The organism is Sphingobium sp. (assembly GCF_035511395.1).
GTDB lineage: Bacteria > Pseudomonadota > Alphaproteobacteria > Sphingomonadales > Sphingomonadaceae > Sphingobium.
On sequence record NZ_DATKFP010000128.1, the window covers coordinates 1 to 15,792 of the forward strand.

The following is a 15,792-nucleotide window of genomic DNA, read 5'->3' on the forward strand; positions in this document are numbered from 1 at the left end:
CAGGCCCAATCGCTCAGCGGCACCTTGTGCTCCGCGCCCGCCTTCATTCTCGTGGTCGGCACGGTCCAGAGCCGCTGATCGAGATTCACTTCGCGCCACATCATCCCGATCGTTTCGCCCGATCTGGCGGCAGTCAGGATCGTGAAGGCGAGCGCCCGCGCCGCCGGGGCTGGCCGATCGGCCAGTTCGCGCATGAAGGCGGCGATCGAACCGAAGGGAAGCGCTGCGAGATGTTCGGGCGCGGATTTGCGCCGCCGCGGCAGGATGAGTTCCAGATGCCCCTTCCACCGCGCGGGGTTTTCGCCGGACCGGTGGCCCGCCACCCTGGCAGCATCCAGAACCCGTTCGATACGCCCACGCACGCGCGAAGCGGTTTCAGGTATCTTGTTCCAGATGGGCCGCAGCACGGCGACCACGTCATCGGTATCGATCTGATCCAGCGGCTTGGCGGTCAGTGCCTTCGCATGCGTGGCAAACGTGATCAGTCTGCCGGCTGATCCCGGTGCCGCCTAATTGATCAAGCCGCGCAGAGGTCGAGCCTTTTGTTAGCCCGCTGAATAAGTGGACGCTTCCCGAACGTGGCGCCGCCAACGCTATGGCGACCATCTTGGCGACATCCACCCGAGGTGCCAAGCTCCCGCGAACGGCAGCAAAATTCAGTGTGGCTGCCGGAAACCTGCCAGACCCGACACGCTCCAAAATTGGGACCATGCTTGGCAGCTAGGGCGAAACGGACTCCGAATATATTCTGGTCCTACTTTCAGTCCCAATTCTACTGGAAAGAGCCCAACCAATGGGAGTTCCCCGATTCTTGGCTATGCCATTGAATTTATAGGAATTTTTCTAGGGTTAGACGGAGGCGGTCCTCCTCCTAATTCATTGATTTTATTATATTTTTTTATGGTCTGGCGGAGCGGGAGGGATTGTAACGAATGCCTAAGATGCTGATTTTGCGCGCAGAAAAAAATAGGTAACTCTCAGTCCCACACTCAGTCCCACATCAACCTTTACAGCAGACCGTGTCGTTCCAGATATGGCCTGATCTGGTCCGGCAATTCCTTTTCCGGCGAGAGCATAGTCAGAGCCCTCAGTGCGTGGGCGATTGCCCCGTCTGGATCGATGTCGCCCTCCTCGAGTGTCGCTAGAGGATCGCGATCTGCATGCTTAAGAAAATTGTACGGCTTCACGATGTAGGTAAGCATGCCACGCCGTTCATCGGCGTTCAGATTGATAATGAGGTCAGCTGGTTGCGTAACCTCACCAGCCTCAATGCCTCTCATCACGTTTTCGATAACGGCCTCCATTGCAGCGTTCGTCGGCAGTGAAATCCGATCTCCACGCAGGCGAGCGGCCGCGATCGTAAACGCCCCCAACTTAAGGGTTTGCTCCACATATTCGTCGCCCCGCTTCTGAATAAGGTCGCGCAGAACATTCAGCGCCGATGCTGCCACAACGTGGATGGCGAGCGCATCATCCCCTCTCTCGGCCATAGTGATCGCCGTCACGACCATGCGTTCGGCGGCGCTGGCCTTATCGATGGTCGCCATGGGCGCGCTCCTTGGATTGGGTTGGAAGTTCAGAGGTACTGTGCACCGTGATCGAGGAGGTCTGTCAGAACGTCGCTCCGCGGCCGGGCTGTTTGATGAGACAGGTTGATCAATCCCGCCGTGACCCTGCGCGCTATCGATCGTGCCATCACACGTTTGGCAGTGGAGATCTTCTGCAAGCCGGCGCGCCCATGAATGAAGGTGCTGCGGAGTTCGAATAGTTCCTGATAGTCCCGCGCAGCCGAGCCATCATTCAGCATGCCGCCAATGCGCGCAGCCACGCGCTTCGTAGCAGACAAGCCTTTGTGTAGATCGGGCTTCGGGCGAAGCTTGGCCTTGTGGTCCATTTCGAGTCCCACCGCCGCTTCGATGGCAGTCATATGCGCGATGACTTCATCGATTCCATCGGACAGAAAGGCCCGCAGAAGGAAATGCGCGACCGGGGTCTCGAACAACGGCCCTTGCCGGGCGGCGTCAAATTCCATCCATGCCGCATCCGTGAACAATGTCAGGCCGGCCTTCGCTGCGTCGCGTATTCCAAGAGAGCCATATCCGACAAGGCAGAGCCGGCGACACCCCCTGGAAAGACAAGATCGCAGTCCTTGATGCGGAGCGTCTTGGCGCGACGAAAGACGTCAGCTGCTTGCCGGGAGAGAGGTACGACATGCTCCTCTCCCATTTTCATGCGATCCTCCGGAATCGTCCAAAGGGTTAGCTCCTCGTCGAGCTCAGACCATTTCGCGCCCCGGATTTCACCGGACCGGACCGCGGTCAGGATGAGCGCCTCCAGCGCGAGCGTGCTGGCGCACGCAGGCTTGGCCGCCAAGCGCGCGATAAAGTCGGTCACTTTCGAATGAGGAAGAGCCGCGAAATGTCCCTTCTTCTTGGGCTGCCGTGGAAGCCCCTTCGAAATGGAGCGCATTGGAGCCTCGCTATCTCGAAAACCGTTCGAGTACGACCAGTCCAGTACGGTTCCGATGCGCTGGCGCACACGTCGCGCGGTTTCCGGAATCTCGAGCCAAATATCTGCCAGCACGTCCCTGATCATAGGTCCATCGATCTTATCGACCTTGAGCTTGCCAAGCTTCGGGTAGGGTGCTGTCAGTCTAATGCGAACTCGTCTCCACCGGATGCACTTCGGGCGAAGAGGGCGGGGGGCTAGCTTGCAAAGGATTGCCACTCCGTGAGGGCCGCGGAGCGTCTTTCCTTATATGTTTTTCGATCGACGAAATGACGTTCCAGTGAGAAGTGATTGTGGAGATTGGCATGGACGGAGGCGAACTTCTGTAGCGCCTTCATCTGCCTGAAGCGCAGCATCGCCCGCTCTCGTCGTCGGAAGGGCAGGTGGCTGTTCTCCACCCTGTTGTTGGCCCAGCGTCCGATCTCCTGCTTGTCGCGGTTACCCAGCTCGTTCATAGCCGCACCGTAGGATCGAAGGCCATCAGTAGTGATCGCTTCCGGTGATCCATGGCGCTTGAGCGCCTTCTTCATGAACGCCAGAGCCGCCTTCTTATCCCGGGTTTTCGTGACGTAGCTCTCGAGAATCTCGCCCTCGTGATCGACCGCACGCCAGAGATAGACCATCTCGCCATTGATCTTCACGTACATCTCGTCAAGGTGCCAGCGCCAGTGGTGGAAGCCCTTCATGCGGCTAATCCGCTGCCGACGAATGTCGCCTGCGAACAGCGGGCCAAACCTGTTCCACCAGAGTCGCACCGTCTCGTGGCAGATGTCGATCCCGCGCTCGAAGAGCAGGTCTTCGACATTTCGCAACGAAAGAGGATAGCGAACGTACATCATGACCACTAGCCGGATCACCTCGGGCGATGAGTTGAAGTAGCGAAACGGATTGGTGGGCTTGCGGGCGCGGGGCATGAATTTCCGCTAACGCCAACTTCCTAACGGCAGGTGCATTTGCTTTGACAGAGCCGTTTTCCACCCTGTTGTTCGCCCAGCGTCCCACCTCCTGCTTGTCGCGGTTGCCCAAGTCATTCATTGCCGCGCCGTAAGAGCGCAGGCCGTCGGTGGTGATCGCTTCCGGTGATCCATGGCGCTTAAGTGCTTTCTTCATGAAGACAAGAGCTGCCTTCTTGTCCCGCGTTTTGGTGACATAGCTCTCTAAAATCTCACCTTCGTGATCGACGGCGCGCCAGAGATAGAACATCTCTCCGTTGATCTTCACGTACATCTCGTCGAGATGCCAGCGCCAGTGGCGGAAGCCCTTCATGCGGCTGATCCGCTGCCGGCGGACATCTCCAGCGAACAGCGGACCGAACCTGTTCCACCAAAGGCGCACAGTCTCATGACAGATATCGATGCCGCGCTCGAACAGCAGGTCCTCGACATTACGCAGCGACAGCGGATAGCGAACATACATCAGCACCACGAGGCGAATTACCTCGGGGGATGAGTTGAAATAGCGGAATGGACTGGCTGGCTTGCGACGGCGGGGCATGGACCGGCCCTTATCGCCAACATCCTAACGCCGGGTGCATTTGTTTTGACAGAGCCGATGAGGCGCATCGAAAATCCGGCGCAGATCAAGCTCATCTTGCCCGGTCATGACAGCAGTTTTAACGGGTTCTCCGCTGTAAGCGTAACATCGGCCCAGCATCTTCGGGTTATCGCGAGCCGGTTGGCCAGCCGCGTCCGATGGGCGGTAACGCCGACCGACGGCTATGAGCCATGTACGCGCCAGGATGGTGGCGGCTTCGAGTTGATCTTCCTTAAAGGCGATACTAGCCCACGCTGCGAAGCCGGCGCCCAACGTCTTTCCACCCAGTTCCAAGGGTTCGATAATCGCACTCTGGTGGACGAGCCAACGAAATACCAGTCGACCGTTGAGCCAGATCGTGATGGGGACAGGCAATTCGACTTCGTCAGGCACCTCTGCTTCATAGAATAGGTCCGTCGGCGGCCTTTGAGCATGACCAATTGCCATGACCGCGAGGTCGAGAAGGTGGGTGCAATGATGGCGCGCGACGCCTCCGCTATAGAAGTCGCGCCTTGCTGTGCCGATCGGGAGCCCGCTCAGGGCCTGAAGCTGGCTGACTGCGCCAGGGCAGGCCGTGGTGGGAATGCGGATGGTCTCGCCAGTGATGGCAGTCACGATCGAAGCATCATGCTCGATGGAACAGCGCATCTCGTGGAAATTGTCGAGGAGACGTCCGTCGACCCGATTTGCCTGCGAGCGCAGGGACACCCGACGGATGGTGGAGCCGGTCCCGTAATCGGGATTGGGGGAGAAGTTGAGCTGTTCGGGTCTCATGAAAAAGGGCAGACTTGTGGGGGGAGCAACTTTTATGTGAACTGTAGCGTACCTTGTTTATCAATGCGCGATTACACGAATTGCGGTAGCCGTTTTTCAAGGAACGCAGCGACTCCTTCCCGCCCCTCAGCTGCGCCAGCGGACTCGGCAATCGATGCGGCTTCGCGGTTCAGCTGGGTAAGAAAGTCGGCGGTCGCCGATTCAACCAGCAGAGCGCGGCATCTCGCCAACGCGCGGATCGGACCCTTCGCGAGTGCTGAAGCGACGTTCGCCGCCTCGGTACGGAGCGCGTCATCGGCAACCACGCGAGTTACAAGGCCAATGGCGGCTGCTTCCTCCGATCCGATCCGTCGATTGGTCAGTATCATCTCTTGTGCCCGTCGCATCCCGATCAGGCGCGGCAGCCACCAGGACGCACCGCCATCGGGCGTCAGTCCGACGGCGCTATAGGCCGACGTGAAATGCGCGGAGGCAGCAGCGAGCGCGATATCTCCCAATATCGCGAGGCTAAGCCCCGCGCCGGCGGCGGGGCCATTGATCGCGGTGACCAGAGGCTTCTCCATCATGGCGAGCCGGTAAATGCCGGCGTGGAAGCTTTGTGCGAGGGCACCAACCGCCGCTTGCGCATCTTTCCCAGCGGCGGAGAAGGCTTTGATGTCGCCACCGACGCAGAAGAATTTGCCGCCTCCAGTAAGAACGACGCAACGTATGTCCGGGTCTGTCGCGCATTGTTCCGCCAGTTCATGCAGGCGGAATGCGAATTGAGGATCGACAGCGTTGCGCTTCTCCGGCCGCGCCAGCGTCAGCCACGCTATGCCGTCATGGATATCGATCGTGATGGCAGGAATAGTCATCGTGCGCTCGCCTTTTCGGCCTGCTGCCATGCCAGGCGCATGAGTTCGGGGAGCACGGCAACACGCTCGCGCGCCTGCGCGGAGGAGGCGGTGCCGCGAATGACCCGGCCCTTGATGCCGTGGAAGATGGCAGCAAGCCGAAAAAAGTTGAAGGCGACGTAGAAGTCATAGCCCAGCAGGTCCGACAGCCTCCTGCGCCTGCAATAGGCGGCCAGATAAGCCTTTTCATCTGCTATGCCCAGTGTGGCGGGGTCGCTCCCACCGAGGCCGGCAACGATATGCGGCGGCATCCGATACATCATCGCATGATAGGCGAAGTCGGCGCCTGGATGGCCCAGCGTCGAAAGCTCCCAGTCCAGAACGGCCAGCACGCGCGGCTGCGTCGGGTGGAAGATCAGATTGTCGATGCGAAAGTCGCCATGGACGACGCTCGTTTCATCCCCCGGCGGTATGTGTTCGGGGAGCCATTCCACCAGGCGGTCCATATATGGATCGCGCCCGGCCTCTTGGTCTTCAAGATATTGGCGCGACCAGCGTGCAATCTGTCGTTCGAAGTAATTGCCGGGCCGACCATAGTCCGCCAGCCCGACGGCCGCATAATCGACACTGTGAAGGTCGGCGATCGTCGTGTTCATCGTATCGAACAGTGCGGCTCTTTCCTCGTTGGTTACGCCGGGAATGGCGGCGTCCCAGAATATGCGGCCCTCCACCATGTCCATAACGTAGAAGATCGTGCCGATGACGGCGGGATTGGTGCAAAGGCCATGGACGGAGGCGACAGGGAAGCCCGCCCGCGAAAGGCCGGCAAGCACTCTTGCTTCGCGGTCGAGCGCGTGGGCGCCCTTCAGCAATGTGCCGGGCGGCTGCTTGCGTAGGACGTAAGTCTTGCCCGGCGTGATCAGCTTATAGGTCGGATTGGATTGCCCGCCCTTGAACTGCTCGATCGTAAGCGGCCCGTCATAATCTGGAACGTTGGCACGCATCCAGGCATCCACCGCTACTAGATCCAGCGCGTAGCCGGGGCGGACGGCTGCGGTTCCGCTGTTCTGTCCGATTACGGCATTCATCACGCGTCGCCTTCCTTTGCAATGGGCGGGGGCAGCCACTGGCCGTTCAGCATATCGGGCTTTGGCCCATAGGCGCGGATCACGACGAAAAACGGTCCTGCCGGTGCGGGAAGCCAATTACCATCGGATGACGGCGCGTGCTGAATGCGGATGTCGATGGAGCCGTCCTTTTGCACTTTCAGCCTCTTGGTCCGGTCGCTTACCAGATAGCGGCGCAGCGGATTGGGATAGAGAGCGAATGTCTTCGCATCGTAGAGCGTGACCGACCAGAAGCTGTTGACGGGCGGAGGCGTTTGCAGGCGGAGCGTATAGGGGGACGCCGCACCGTCCAATGCTGCGCCCTTGCCGTCCACGAACGTGGTGTAGGAAGCGTTTTCCTCCCGCACGTTCGCGCCCAGACCCGCCATATTGATGACGGACCGGCGCAGATAATTGAAACCGTAGACGCCTTTATTGACCTTCATCCAGCCGGTGCCGGTGGGTTCGCCCAGTTGCGACTTGGCGTGGGAGATCACCGCCAACGCATCCGCATAGCCGCTTTCGATCGCCGCGCGCATGTCCGGGGTCAGCCTGTCGGGATTGAACGGGCGGTCGCCCATGATGCCGAGGGGGCGGAACCTGGACACGAGCGCCTCCTCGCCTGGTTGCCAGCCGTTGGTCCGGACTAGATAGTCGAGCGCCCTAAGATAGCCGATCGCGCCAGCGGCGGGCGGCGGCGGCGTTGCCTCGCCATGTCCGCCCGCCGCTCTATCGCCTTGCGGCGCGATGATCCTGACCGCATCCTGAAACGCGCGCGCTGTTCGGACTTCGGCGTCGGACTGGGCGAAAGCGCGCATCAATATCCAGAGCTGGGTCGTGGCGGCCCGATAGACGGTGACACCGGCAGGCGGGGTCCCGTTCCAGCCGCGCGGCACCAGCAAAAAGCGGCCGCCTTCGAACCCGACCGTGCGGTTGGAGAGGTTGCCGGGATTGCCGAAGATATCGAAGATGTTGAGCGTGAAATATTTGAGCCGCGTGGCCGGGATGTCGATTTCCACCGGCCCTTTGCTCAGGTCAATCCAGGCAGTGGAGTAAAGTGTGTCCGTGTTGGGCACCCTGAACGTGGCATAGTCCGGCCCGGCAAGGTTCCTCTCATGCGCGAAGCGGTTGAACCCGGTGTGTTTGCTGGAATTCCGATCAAATACCTGCCGATAAAGCTGCTCATAGTGGAGGTAGGCAGCCATGCCATAGACGGTCGCGTCGAACGCGACTGTCCGGAGCAAGGTGGTGCGATCCTTCTCATCCCTGGGAAGCAGGTCGTCGCCATATCCGGCTTGCGAGGTGGGGGCTTCGGGCGCAGCGAAATTCGCGGGCTGGGTATGGCCGGCGCTCGATAAAAGGAGTGGCAGCAAAGCCAGAAACGGCCGCATGGTCATCATCGCACGTCGCGTCTTCACGCCTGTCCCGCCTTCCAGTCGCGCTTGATCTTCTTGGCCAGACTCCACTTATGGACCTCGGTCGGGCCGTCATAGATTCGGAAGGCGCGAATTTCCCGGAACGCCTGCTCGACGATCGTGTCGCCGGACACGCCCGTCCCGCCCATCACCTGAACGCAGCGGTCGGCGACGCGGAACAGCGCATCCGACACCGCGACCTTAGCCATCGAGCTTTCCGTCGTACCGAGTGACCCGGTGTCGAGAACGCCCGCGCACCAGTCGATCATGCGTTCGGCCTGCGTCAGATCGATGAGGTTGTCCGCCAGCATGAAGCCGACGCCTTCATGATCGACCAGCGGTTTTCCGAAGGCATGACGGCGGCAGGCATAATCGGTCGCGATTTCCTGCGCGCGTACCGCCAGGCCTAGCCAGCGCATGCAGTGGGACAGGCGAGCAGGGCTGAGGCGTATCTGCGCGTAGGCGAAGCCCTCTCCGCTCGCGCCGAGCATATGGCCCGCAGGCACGCGCAGATCAACGATTTCGACTTCCGCATGGCCACCGGGCATCGAACTGTCGATCGTGTCGATCACGCGCACCGTGCGGATCGCCGGATCAGGCAGATCGACGAGGAACATGCAGGCACCGTCATCGGATCGAGCCATGACGATGCCCACCTGCGCGCCTTGTGCCCCGGTGATGAATTTCTTGCGGCCGTTGATGATCCAATGGTTGCCGTCCAGGCGGCAGGTCGTCTGCATCATCGACGGATCGGACCCCGCGCCGCCAGCTTCGGCAGGCTCGGTCATGAAAAAGGCGGAGCGCGCTTCGCCCCGCACCAGCGGTTCAAGGAAGCGCGCCTTCTGATCCGTGCTGCCCACCTTCCCCAGCAGATACATGTTGCCCTCGTCGGGCGCCGCCGTGTTGCAGGCGAGCGGACCCAAGGGCGACAGGCCCGTCTTGATGAGGACGATGGCCGTTTCCCGCTGCGTCAGATGCGATCCGTCGGGCAGGATATGCGGGGTGAGTAAACCTGCCTCGCGCGCTTTCGCACGTAACTCGTTGACGAGCGCGTCCTCCGGGCCATGAAAGCCCAGACGGCCGTCCTTTTCGTAGGGAACGACAATGTTCCGAACGAAGGTTTCCACCTTCGCGGCGATGGCGGTTGCGCGCTCGCTCATTGCGCGGTGCTCCCCCCGTCGATCACAAGTTCGGCGCCCGTCATGTAGCGCGACTCGTCGCTTGCCAGGAAAAGGATGCCATCTGCAATCTCCTCCGCTTGTCCGATCCTTCCCAGTGGGACATCGGCCAGAAGCGTCCTCGCAATCTCTGCATCTGCATAGGCGGGTGCGGTCAGAGGCGTCGCGATGTGACCGGGATGAATCGAATTGACGCGCACACCATTGCCGGCCTCGGCGCATTCGATGGCGCTCGCCTTTGTAAACAGCCGAACGCCCCCCTTCGCCGCGCTGTATGGCGCTGCGTTCGCCCCTCCTACAAGGCCGCGAATGGAGGACATGTTGATGATCGAACCCCGACCGGAGGTGGCCAGCAGTGGCATCATATATTTGGTCCCTAGGAAAACACTGTCCAGATTGACGGCGATGATCGAGCGCCATTGCGCCAACGTCGTGTCCGCGATCGATCCGAACTTGCCGAACCCGGCGTTATTGACGAGGATATCGAGCGTGCCGAACCGTTTTTCGACCCGATCCGCCAGCGTCGCCCATGCCGGCTCATCGGTGACGTCCATGACGACCGACTCATGGCCCTCGCCGGACAATGACTTGGCCCCATCCAACAGGGCGTCCCCATTGCGGTCCGCCAGGATGAGCGTCGCTCCCTCCGCTGCGAAACGCCGGGCGGTAGCGAGTCCGATACCCGAAGCGGCGCCCGTGATGAGCGCGATCCGCCCCTGAATCCTGCTCATGCCCGTTCCTCCTCTGCGTCGGCCTTGCCCTTGCTGAGCGCCATCAAACTGTCGAATACCGGATTTTCGCGGGCAAGGATCGATTGCGTCCGCTGCGCAATCACCGGGTCGTACCGCGCCGATGTGAAGACATAGAATTGATCCTCACGGATGCCTTCGAACGCCTGCGCGGCAACGTTCTCGGGCGAAGGCGCGTTCTGGAACAGATTGTCTGAAATCGACTGGAACTCCGTTGCTTCGGCCGGTGGGCCGTCATGGGATTGCAGATGAGCAGGGCGGGATCGCTCCGCCTCGTAAATGCGGGTCGCAACCAGGCCGGGGCACAGCATGGTAACGCCAATCGGGGCGTTCTGCCGACGCAGGCCGGCATAGAGCGCTTCGGTGACGCGCACGACGGCATGTTTGGAGGCGCCATAGACGGCGGAGCCTTCCCCGCTCACGAAGCCGGCAACGGACGCGGTGTTGAGGACATGCCCAGGCCGTCCCTCGGCCAGCATCCGGGGCACAAAGCTGCGGATACCGTTGACCACCCCGTCCATGTTGACGCCGAAGGCCCAACGCCAGTCTTCCAGCGCATATTCCCAGACGAGCCGGTGACGGCCGCCGGGAACGACCCCGGCATTGTTGCATAACAGGGATACCTCACCGAAGCGCGACCAGGCGAGGTCGGCCAGGGCCTGTACCGCCTCCGGATCCGCAACGTCGGTTTTGTGGAGCGCGATCGCCGCGCTGTCTATCGTGTGGGCCACGGCTTCAAGGTCGGTAAGATTGATGTCGGCGAGCACAAGGTTCATACCTTCTCGCGCGGCCTGACGTGCAAGTGCTGCACCGATGCCGCTGCCGGCTCCCGTGATGACTGCCGTCCTGCCCTCGAAATCCTTCATCCGGGCTCGCTCCTCTCACATCGGCCGAAGCGGGATCGGCCTAGTATCGGCCAGCGATGTACCCGACCGTCCGGTCGGGCGTCAACTCTATATCTGACGTTGACCTCGATTGCGAAGCAGCATAACCATAACCACCCGACCGGACGGTTCATCGATTATCGGAGAGACAATGACTGATCTTCTGCCACCGCTCGCCAGTCTCGGTCGGCTGCGTCGCGATGCTCCCAAAACTGTTGCGGGATTTCGTCGCTGGCGCACGATCATCGATACCGATGGCGCTGTCCCGGCCAAGATGAAGCGCCTGTTCGTTGCTTGCGCCGCGACGATGAAAGGCTATCTGGAGCTTGCAAATCGTGAACTGACTGAAGCCCGTGCGGCCGGTCTCACCGAGGCGGAGGCAGGAGCGGCGATCGCAATCTTGGCCAGCGTACGGGGAGAGGGTGCGTCGCTGCGCTTCCATGATGTTTTTCGGGAGGTTTATCCGGAAGCCGTCGATCCCGATTGGCCTGACGACGATCTGGTAGTGGAGGACGGCGCAGCGGAGGCCAATTTTCTGCATTATTTCGGCACCATGCCGCCGTCTCTGGGCAAGCTGTTCGATGTCAAGCCGCTGGGCGCCGACGCCTATTATCTCATGCGTGAAGGAACGCTGTCGGGAACCGCGCTGGGACCTGTCCATGCCGAGCTTCTGCTCGTGACCGTCCTCGTCGCCGACTATAGTTCGTGGGCGTCGGTCCATATGAAGGGCGCGCGATCGGCCGGCGCGAGCGAGGAGGCGGTGGCCGAAGCGGTAATCTGCGCCGTGCCAACCGCCGGCTTGTCCGCCTGGGTCATCGGCGCGACCGCCATGGATGCTTAAGGCCCGTTCGGAAATGCGCTGATGCGCGCATTCCTGTTGCGCGCTGATCCTCAGAGGCCGCTTACCAGATGTCCTCCATCGACCGCGATGACCGCCCCCGTCATGTAGCGCGACTGATCGGAGCATAACAGCAGGAACGGTCCGTCAAGATCATGCATCTGGCCAAGGCGCTTTTGTGGGATGCGAGAGACGAGCCGCTGACCGGCGTCTGACATGAAAAATTCCCGGTTGAGATCCGTCTCTATATAGCCCGGGGCCAGTGCGTTGACCCGGATGCCGATTGACGCCCATTCCAGCGCGAGCGCCTTTGTCAACTGGATGAGGCCGGCTTTGCTGGCGGCATAGGCGGCCAGCCCTTTGGACACGCGTTCCCCCAAGATCGAGGCGACGTTGACGACCGTGCCTCCTTCGCCCCGCATCATGCGCGCAGCCTGCTGGGCGACGAAGAAGGCGCCGGTCAGATTGGGCTGAAGCACCTGCGTCCATTCAGTCGCGCTGAGATCGATCGCCGCCCGCGTGTGCGCTACGCCTGCGTTGTTGACGAGGATCGAGAGAGAGCCCTCCAGTTCGGTCGCGATTTGCTCGAACGCCCCGGCCACGGCCGCCGGATCAGTCACGTCCATCGCGATAGGGATGCAGGTGCCGCCCTGGTGCCCGATCTCGTCGGAGAGCGCGGCAAGCGCGTCGATCCGGCGCGCCGTAACGACAACCGTGGCGCCTTCGCGCGCCAGCAGGCGAGCGAAATGTCGACCCAAACCCGAACTGGCCCCTGTTACCAGCGCCGTCTTGCCTTCAAGTTGCATTGTCCGCTCCCTCACGCTTGCATTCTAGTCATCCCGTCTTATTTCTAGAGGGAACCGACCATACGGTCGACTTACCTTTGTGAGAGGTAGGACGCAGGATAGGGATCAAGCCGCAGTGGCGCGAGAAGCAACGAAGAAGCGGCAGACGACCGAGGCGCATGACGAAAAGCGCAACGACATATTGAGGCATTGCGCGGGGTTGTTCGACCGGATCGGATATCACAAAGCGTCGATGCAGATGCTGGCGGACGAGGTAGGCCTGGGAAAGCCGACGCTCTACCATTATTTTCCGAGCAAGACCGCCATTCTTTTTGCGATGCACGACGCCCATATGAGCGCTTTGCTGGCGGGTCTGGACGAAGAAGGAGAATCGGACGATCCGCTGGTCCGCCTGCGCGCGGCGTGCATCGACATCTTGCGGCAGATTGCGGAGCATCCGGGCTATGTCCGGGCATTCATGGACCATTATGAAGATCTGGAAGGCAAGATGCGCGACCATATTCGGGCGCAGCGCAACGCGTATCTTCAGCGGGTGCGGGACATCATCGAACATGGGATAGCAAACGGCCATTTCCGACAGTGCGACCCGGGGATCACCACGCTCGGCTTCCTTGGCATGTGCAACTGGGCCTATAAATGGTATCCGCCTCTCGCACAGCGCAGGTCGCCAGAGGATGTCGCCGATGCAATCTGCCGGCCCTTTTTCGAAGGGTTGAGCCTGAAGGGCGGTTGACCATGGCCACCTCGGGCCACGCTTGCACGATGCCGTCCTGCGACATGATCGGAGCGGTCCGCTTCTCGGAACCGGGGGGCATAGGGCCAGCGGCAGAGCGACTGCGTGATGCAGTCGCCGAACTGTGCGGGCTACGCACGGCGATCACGCATAATGTGGCATCCCGCGAACCGATGCGCGACGGGAATGGGATTGTGCTCGCCAGTGAGGTTTTCGGATTTCGTGGTGAGGAGTCGCGCTGGTGGGAGGTTCCCCAACTCGCGCTATCGTCGCCGATCGTGCACGCCTGTCGAGTGGAAGCCGAGCCGTTCTGGTGTAACGCGCATGGGTTTCGCACGCGCCTGCCCAATCCATTGCTTGATGTCATCGACCTGCATGATTTTCGCATACGGGCCATGACGGCCGCCGCGATCGTGATTCCAATCCACCTTCCATTCGGACAAATCGGCGCAGCGAGTTTCCTCTCTCCCGAGCCCGAGGCCAATGACTTGTCTAACGCATATTCCTATGCTGCGGATGCTCTGGCCGTGCTGGCGCGGGTGTTCGTGCAAAGCTATGTCAAGGTGACGGCGCGGGCGCGTCCAGGTTTGGGAAGTATATCATTGACCAAGCGCGAAGTGGAGTGTCTGCGCTGGGCGGCGGCAGGCAAGACGAATGAAGAAATCGGCATCATTCTGGGCCTGCAACGCACCACCGTGCGGTTTCATATCCGGTCGGCATCGGTGAAGCTGGACGCGGTCAACCGTGACCAGACGATGTTCAAGGCGGCACAGCTTGGCTTTCTGGCATGATCGATTAGCCCCTGTCGCATTGGTCAGAAGCCGACCGAACGGTCGGGCGCTATATCTTCGCAAGGAGATAAGCAATGCACAACACGCTGCACGTTCCGATAGCCGACGACCTTATATTTCAGGATGGAGATGGCATTGCGCTGCTTGGCTCTAGAGAGCGAGCAACCAATCGCTTTTGTTTCCCGGCGCGGACGGTAGACGATACGCGCTATGACCGCGTCGTGCTGCCACGCACTGGTCGGCTTTGGTCGTGGACCGTCCAGCGCTTCCGCCCCAAGTCGCCGCCCTATGCAGGCTCAGAAGCATTCGAACCCTATGCCGTGGGCTATGTCGAGTTGGAAGGGGCGCTGATCATCGAGGGCCGCCTGGTCGATGTGGCGTTCGATGATCTGGCAATCGGCATGGCCATGCGGATCGTGCCGCTGCCGTTCGAGATGTTGGACGGATCGCTGCGCACCAGCTTTGGCCTCGCGCCGGACAGGGACTCCGGAATATGAGCGACGACGTCTTCATCATTGGCGCGGGCATCCACCCTTTCGGTCGCACGCCCGGGCTTTCGGGCCTTCAGCAGGGCGTATTTGCCGTCCGCCAGGCACTCGACCGCGCGGGGCTCGCCTGGCCTGATATCCAGTTCGCGTTCGGGGGGTCGGATGCCGCAGGGAATGCCGACACGATGGTGTCGGAACTGGGTCTGACCGGCATTCCCTTCATCAACGTCGCCAATGGATGCGCGACGGGCGGCTCGGCTATGTTCGGTGCGTATAGCGCGATCAAGTCCGGCGAATTTGAGCTAGGTCTTGCCGTCGGCTTCGACAAGCACCCGCGCGGCTCCTTCTCACCCCTGCCAGCGGACTGGGGTTTGCCGGACTGGTATGGCGAAACGGGGCTGATGCTGACCACCCAGTTCTTCGCGATGAAGATTCAGCGCTATATGAGCCTCTACGGCATCACTTCGCACATGCTGGGCGCGGTCGCTGAAAAGGCCTTCGCCAACGGCGTTCTTGCCGATCATGCCTGGCGGCGCGAGGCGGTAGACATCGATACCATTCTCAATTCGCAGATGGTCAGCGATCCGCTCACCAAATTCATGTTCTGCTCGCCGGGGGAGGGCGGCGTCGCGCTGCTGCTGGCAAGCGGGAGGAAAGCGCGCGAACTCGGATTGCCATCCGTGCGGTTACGCGCCGCTGCGGTTCGCACTCGCCCGCCCGGTTCGTTCGAGGTTTTCTCGCCAGCACTCGATCTGGAGCGTGGCGGTTCGCCGACGACCGTCGCCTCCCGATCAGCCTATGAGATGGCGGGCGTGGGGCCGGAGGATATCGATATCGCGCAGCTCCAGGACACGGAGGCCGGGGCCGAGATTATGCACATGGCTGAAAACGGGTTCTGCGCGGATGGCGAGCAGGCCGCCTGGATCGCCGAGGGGCGCACGCGGATCGACGGCACCCTGCCGGTGAACACCGATGGTGGTTGCCTTGCCTGTGGGGAACCGATCGGCGCATCAGGCCTTCGCCAGGTCTATGAAAATTATATGCAGCTGATCGGGCAGGCGGGGGCACGACAGGCGCCGGGCAGTCTGCGCCTTGGTTATAGTCATGTATATGGTGCGCCCGGTGTGTCCGCCGTCGCCATCGTGGAGCGCTAACG

18 protein-coding genes and 1 pseudogene are annotated in these 15,792 nt (G+C 61.1%); 5 read left to right on the plus strand and 14 right to left on the minus strand.

The features are described from left to right. From VMR39_RS08545 to VMR39_RS08605, 13 genes and pseudogenes are all read right to left on the minus strand, one after another. A partial coding sequence (locus VMR39_RS08545) for a site-specific integrase (protein ID WP_325415564.1) occupies window positions 1-407 on the minus strand: 407 nt, incomplete at its 3' end. A gap of 600 nt (window positions 408-1,007) precedes the next feature. Then, a complete protein-coding gene (locus VMR39_RS08550) occupies window positions 1,008-1,547 on the minus strand; it encodes a hypothetical protein (RefSeq protein ID WP_325415565.1) in 540 nt (179 codons plus the stop codon). A 29-nt stretch (window positions 1,548-1,576) separates the two neighbouring features. Further along, window positions 1,577-2,032, minus strand: coding sequence for a hypothetical protein (locus VMR39_RS08555; RefSeq protein ID WP_325415566.1), 456 nt, complete (start codon window positions 2,030-2,032; stop codon window positions 1,577-1,579). A 23-nt stretch (window positions 2,033-2,055) separates the two neighbouring features. Beyond that, entirely contained in the window at window positions 2,056-2,727 is a 672-nt protein-coding gene (locus VMR39_RS08560) for a tyrosine-type recombinase/integrase (RefSeq protein ID WP_414712475.1), read from the minus strand. Continuing rightward, the gene (locus VMR39_RS08565; protein ID WP_325415568.1) at window positions 2,706-3,422 is read right to left on the minus strand and encodes an IS6 family transposase; all 717 of its coding nucleotides are present in this window, start codon (window positions 3,420-3,422) and stop codon (window positions 2,706-2,708) included. Before VMR39_RS08565 ends, VMR39_RS08560 begins: the two co-directional genes overlap by 22 nt. A 22-nt stretch (window positions 3,423-3,444) precedes the next feature. Next, window positions 3,445-3,951: pseudogene (locus VMR39_RS08570) on the minus strand (IS6 family transposase); the annotation flags it as partial. Between the two features lie 75 nt (window positions 3,952-4,026). Next, window positions 4,027-4,815, minus strand: coding sequence for a DUF2889 domain-containing protein (locus VMR39_RS08575; protein WP_325415569.1), 789 nt, complete (start codon window positions 4,813-4,815; stop codon window positions 4,027-4,029). Between the two features lie 71 nt (window positions 4,816-4,886). Next, entirely contained in the window at window positions 4,887-5,669 is a 783-nt protein-coding gene (locus VMR39_RS08580; RefSeq protein ID WP_325415570.1) for an enoyl-CoA hydratase/isomerase family protein, read from the minus strand. Beyond that, window positions 5,666-6,736 carry a phosphotransferase family protein gene (locus tag VMR39_RS08585; protein WP_325415571.1) on the minus strand — a complete coding sequence of 357 codons (1,071 nt, stop codon included), beginning with the start codon at window positions 6,734-6,736 and terminating at the stop codon, window positions 5,666-5,668. Before VMR39_RS08585 ends, VMR39_RS08580 begins: the two co-directional genes overlap by 4 nt. Then, window positions 6,736-8,154, minus strand: a complete 1,419-nt coding sequence (locus VMR39_RS08590) for a DUF1254 domain-containing protein (protein ID WP_325415601.1) — start codon at window positions 8,152-8,154, stop codon at window positions 6,736-6,738. Before VMR39_RS08590 ends, VMR39_RS08585 begins: the two co-directional genes overlap by 1 nt. A 14-nt stretch (window positions 8,155-8,168) precedes the next feature. Then, on the minus strand, window positions 8,169-9,329 hold the full coding sequence (locus VMR39_RS08595; RefSeq protein WP_325415572.1) for an acyl-CoA dehydrogenase family protein: 1,161 nt from the start codon (window positions 9,327-9,329) through the stop codon (window positions 8,169-8,171). Then, a complete protein-coding gene (locus tag VMR39_RS08600) occupies window positions 9,326-10,078 on the minus strand; it encodes an SDR family NAD(P)-dependent oxidoreductase (RefSeq protein ID WP_325415573.1) in 753 nt (250 codons plus the stop codon). The genes VMR39_RS08595 and VMR39_RS08600 overlap by 4 nt, the downstream gene beginning before the upstream one ends. Then, a complete protein-coding gene (locus VMR39_RS08605) occupies window positions 10,075-10,962 on the minus strand; it encodes an SDR family NAD(P)-dependent oxidoreductase (RefSeq protein ID WP_325415574.1) in 888 nt (295 codons plus the stop codon). Before VMR39_RS08605 ends, VMR39_RS08600 begins: the two co-directional genes overlap by 4 nt. Window positions 10,963-11,131: 169 nt before the next feature. Here VMR39_RS08605 and VMR39_RS08610 point away from each other — a divergent pair, with 169 nt between their 5' ends. Continuing rightward, window positions 11,132-11,821, plus strand: a complete 690-nt coding sequence (locus tag VMR39_RS08610; RefSeq protein ID WP_325415575.1) for a carboxymuconolactone decarboxylase family protein — start codon at window positions 11,132-11,134, stop codon at window positions 11,819-11,821. Between the two features lie 50 nt (window positions 11,822-11,871). Here the strand turns inward: VMR39_RS08610 and VMR39_RS08615 are convergent, their stop codons facing one another. Further along, a complete protein-coding gene (locus tag VMR39_RS08615) occupies window positions 11,872-12,624 on the minus strand; it encodes a glucose 1-dehydrogenase (protein WP_325415576.1) in 753 nt (250 codons plus the stop codon). 115 nt (window positions 12,625-12,739) lie between these two features. On the opposite strand from VMR39_RS08615, the gene VMR39_RS08620 reads away from it, so the two are divergent. The 4 genes from VMR39_RS08620 (at window position 12,740) to VMR39_RS08635 (ending at window position 15,790) form a co-directional block, all read left to right on the plus strand. Further along, complete coding sequence (locus VMR39_RS08620; protein ID WP_325415577.1) at window positions 12,740-13,357, plus strand: TetR/AcrR family transcriptional regulator; 618 nt, start codon at window positions 12,740-12,742, stop codon at window positions 13,355-13,357. A gap of 2 nt (window positions 13,358-13,359) precedes the next feature. After that, window positions 13,360-14,148, plus strand: coding sequence for a helix-turn-helix transcriptional regulator (locus tag VMR39_RS08625; protein WP_325415578.1), 789 nt, complete (start codon window positions 13,360-13,362; stop codon window positions 14,146-14,148). Window positions 14,149-14,222: 74 nt separating this feature from the next. Further along, complete coding sequence (locus VMR39_RS08630; RefSeq protein WP_325415579.1) at window positions 14,223-14,645, plus strand: OB-fold domain-containing protein; 423 nt, start codon at window positions 14,223-14,225, stop codon at window positions 14,643-14,645. Further along, entirely contained in the window at window positions 14,642-15,790 is a 1,149-nt protein-coding gene (locus VMR39_RS08635) for a thiolase family protein (protein WP_325415580.1), read from the plus strand. Before VMR39_RS08630 ends, VMR39_RS08635 begins: the two co-directional genes overlap by 4 nt. Window positions 15,791-15,792: the final 2 nt, after the last annotated feature.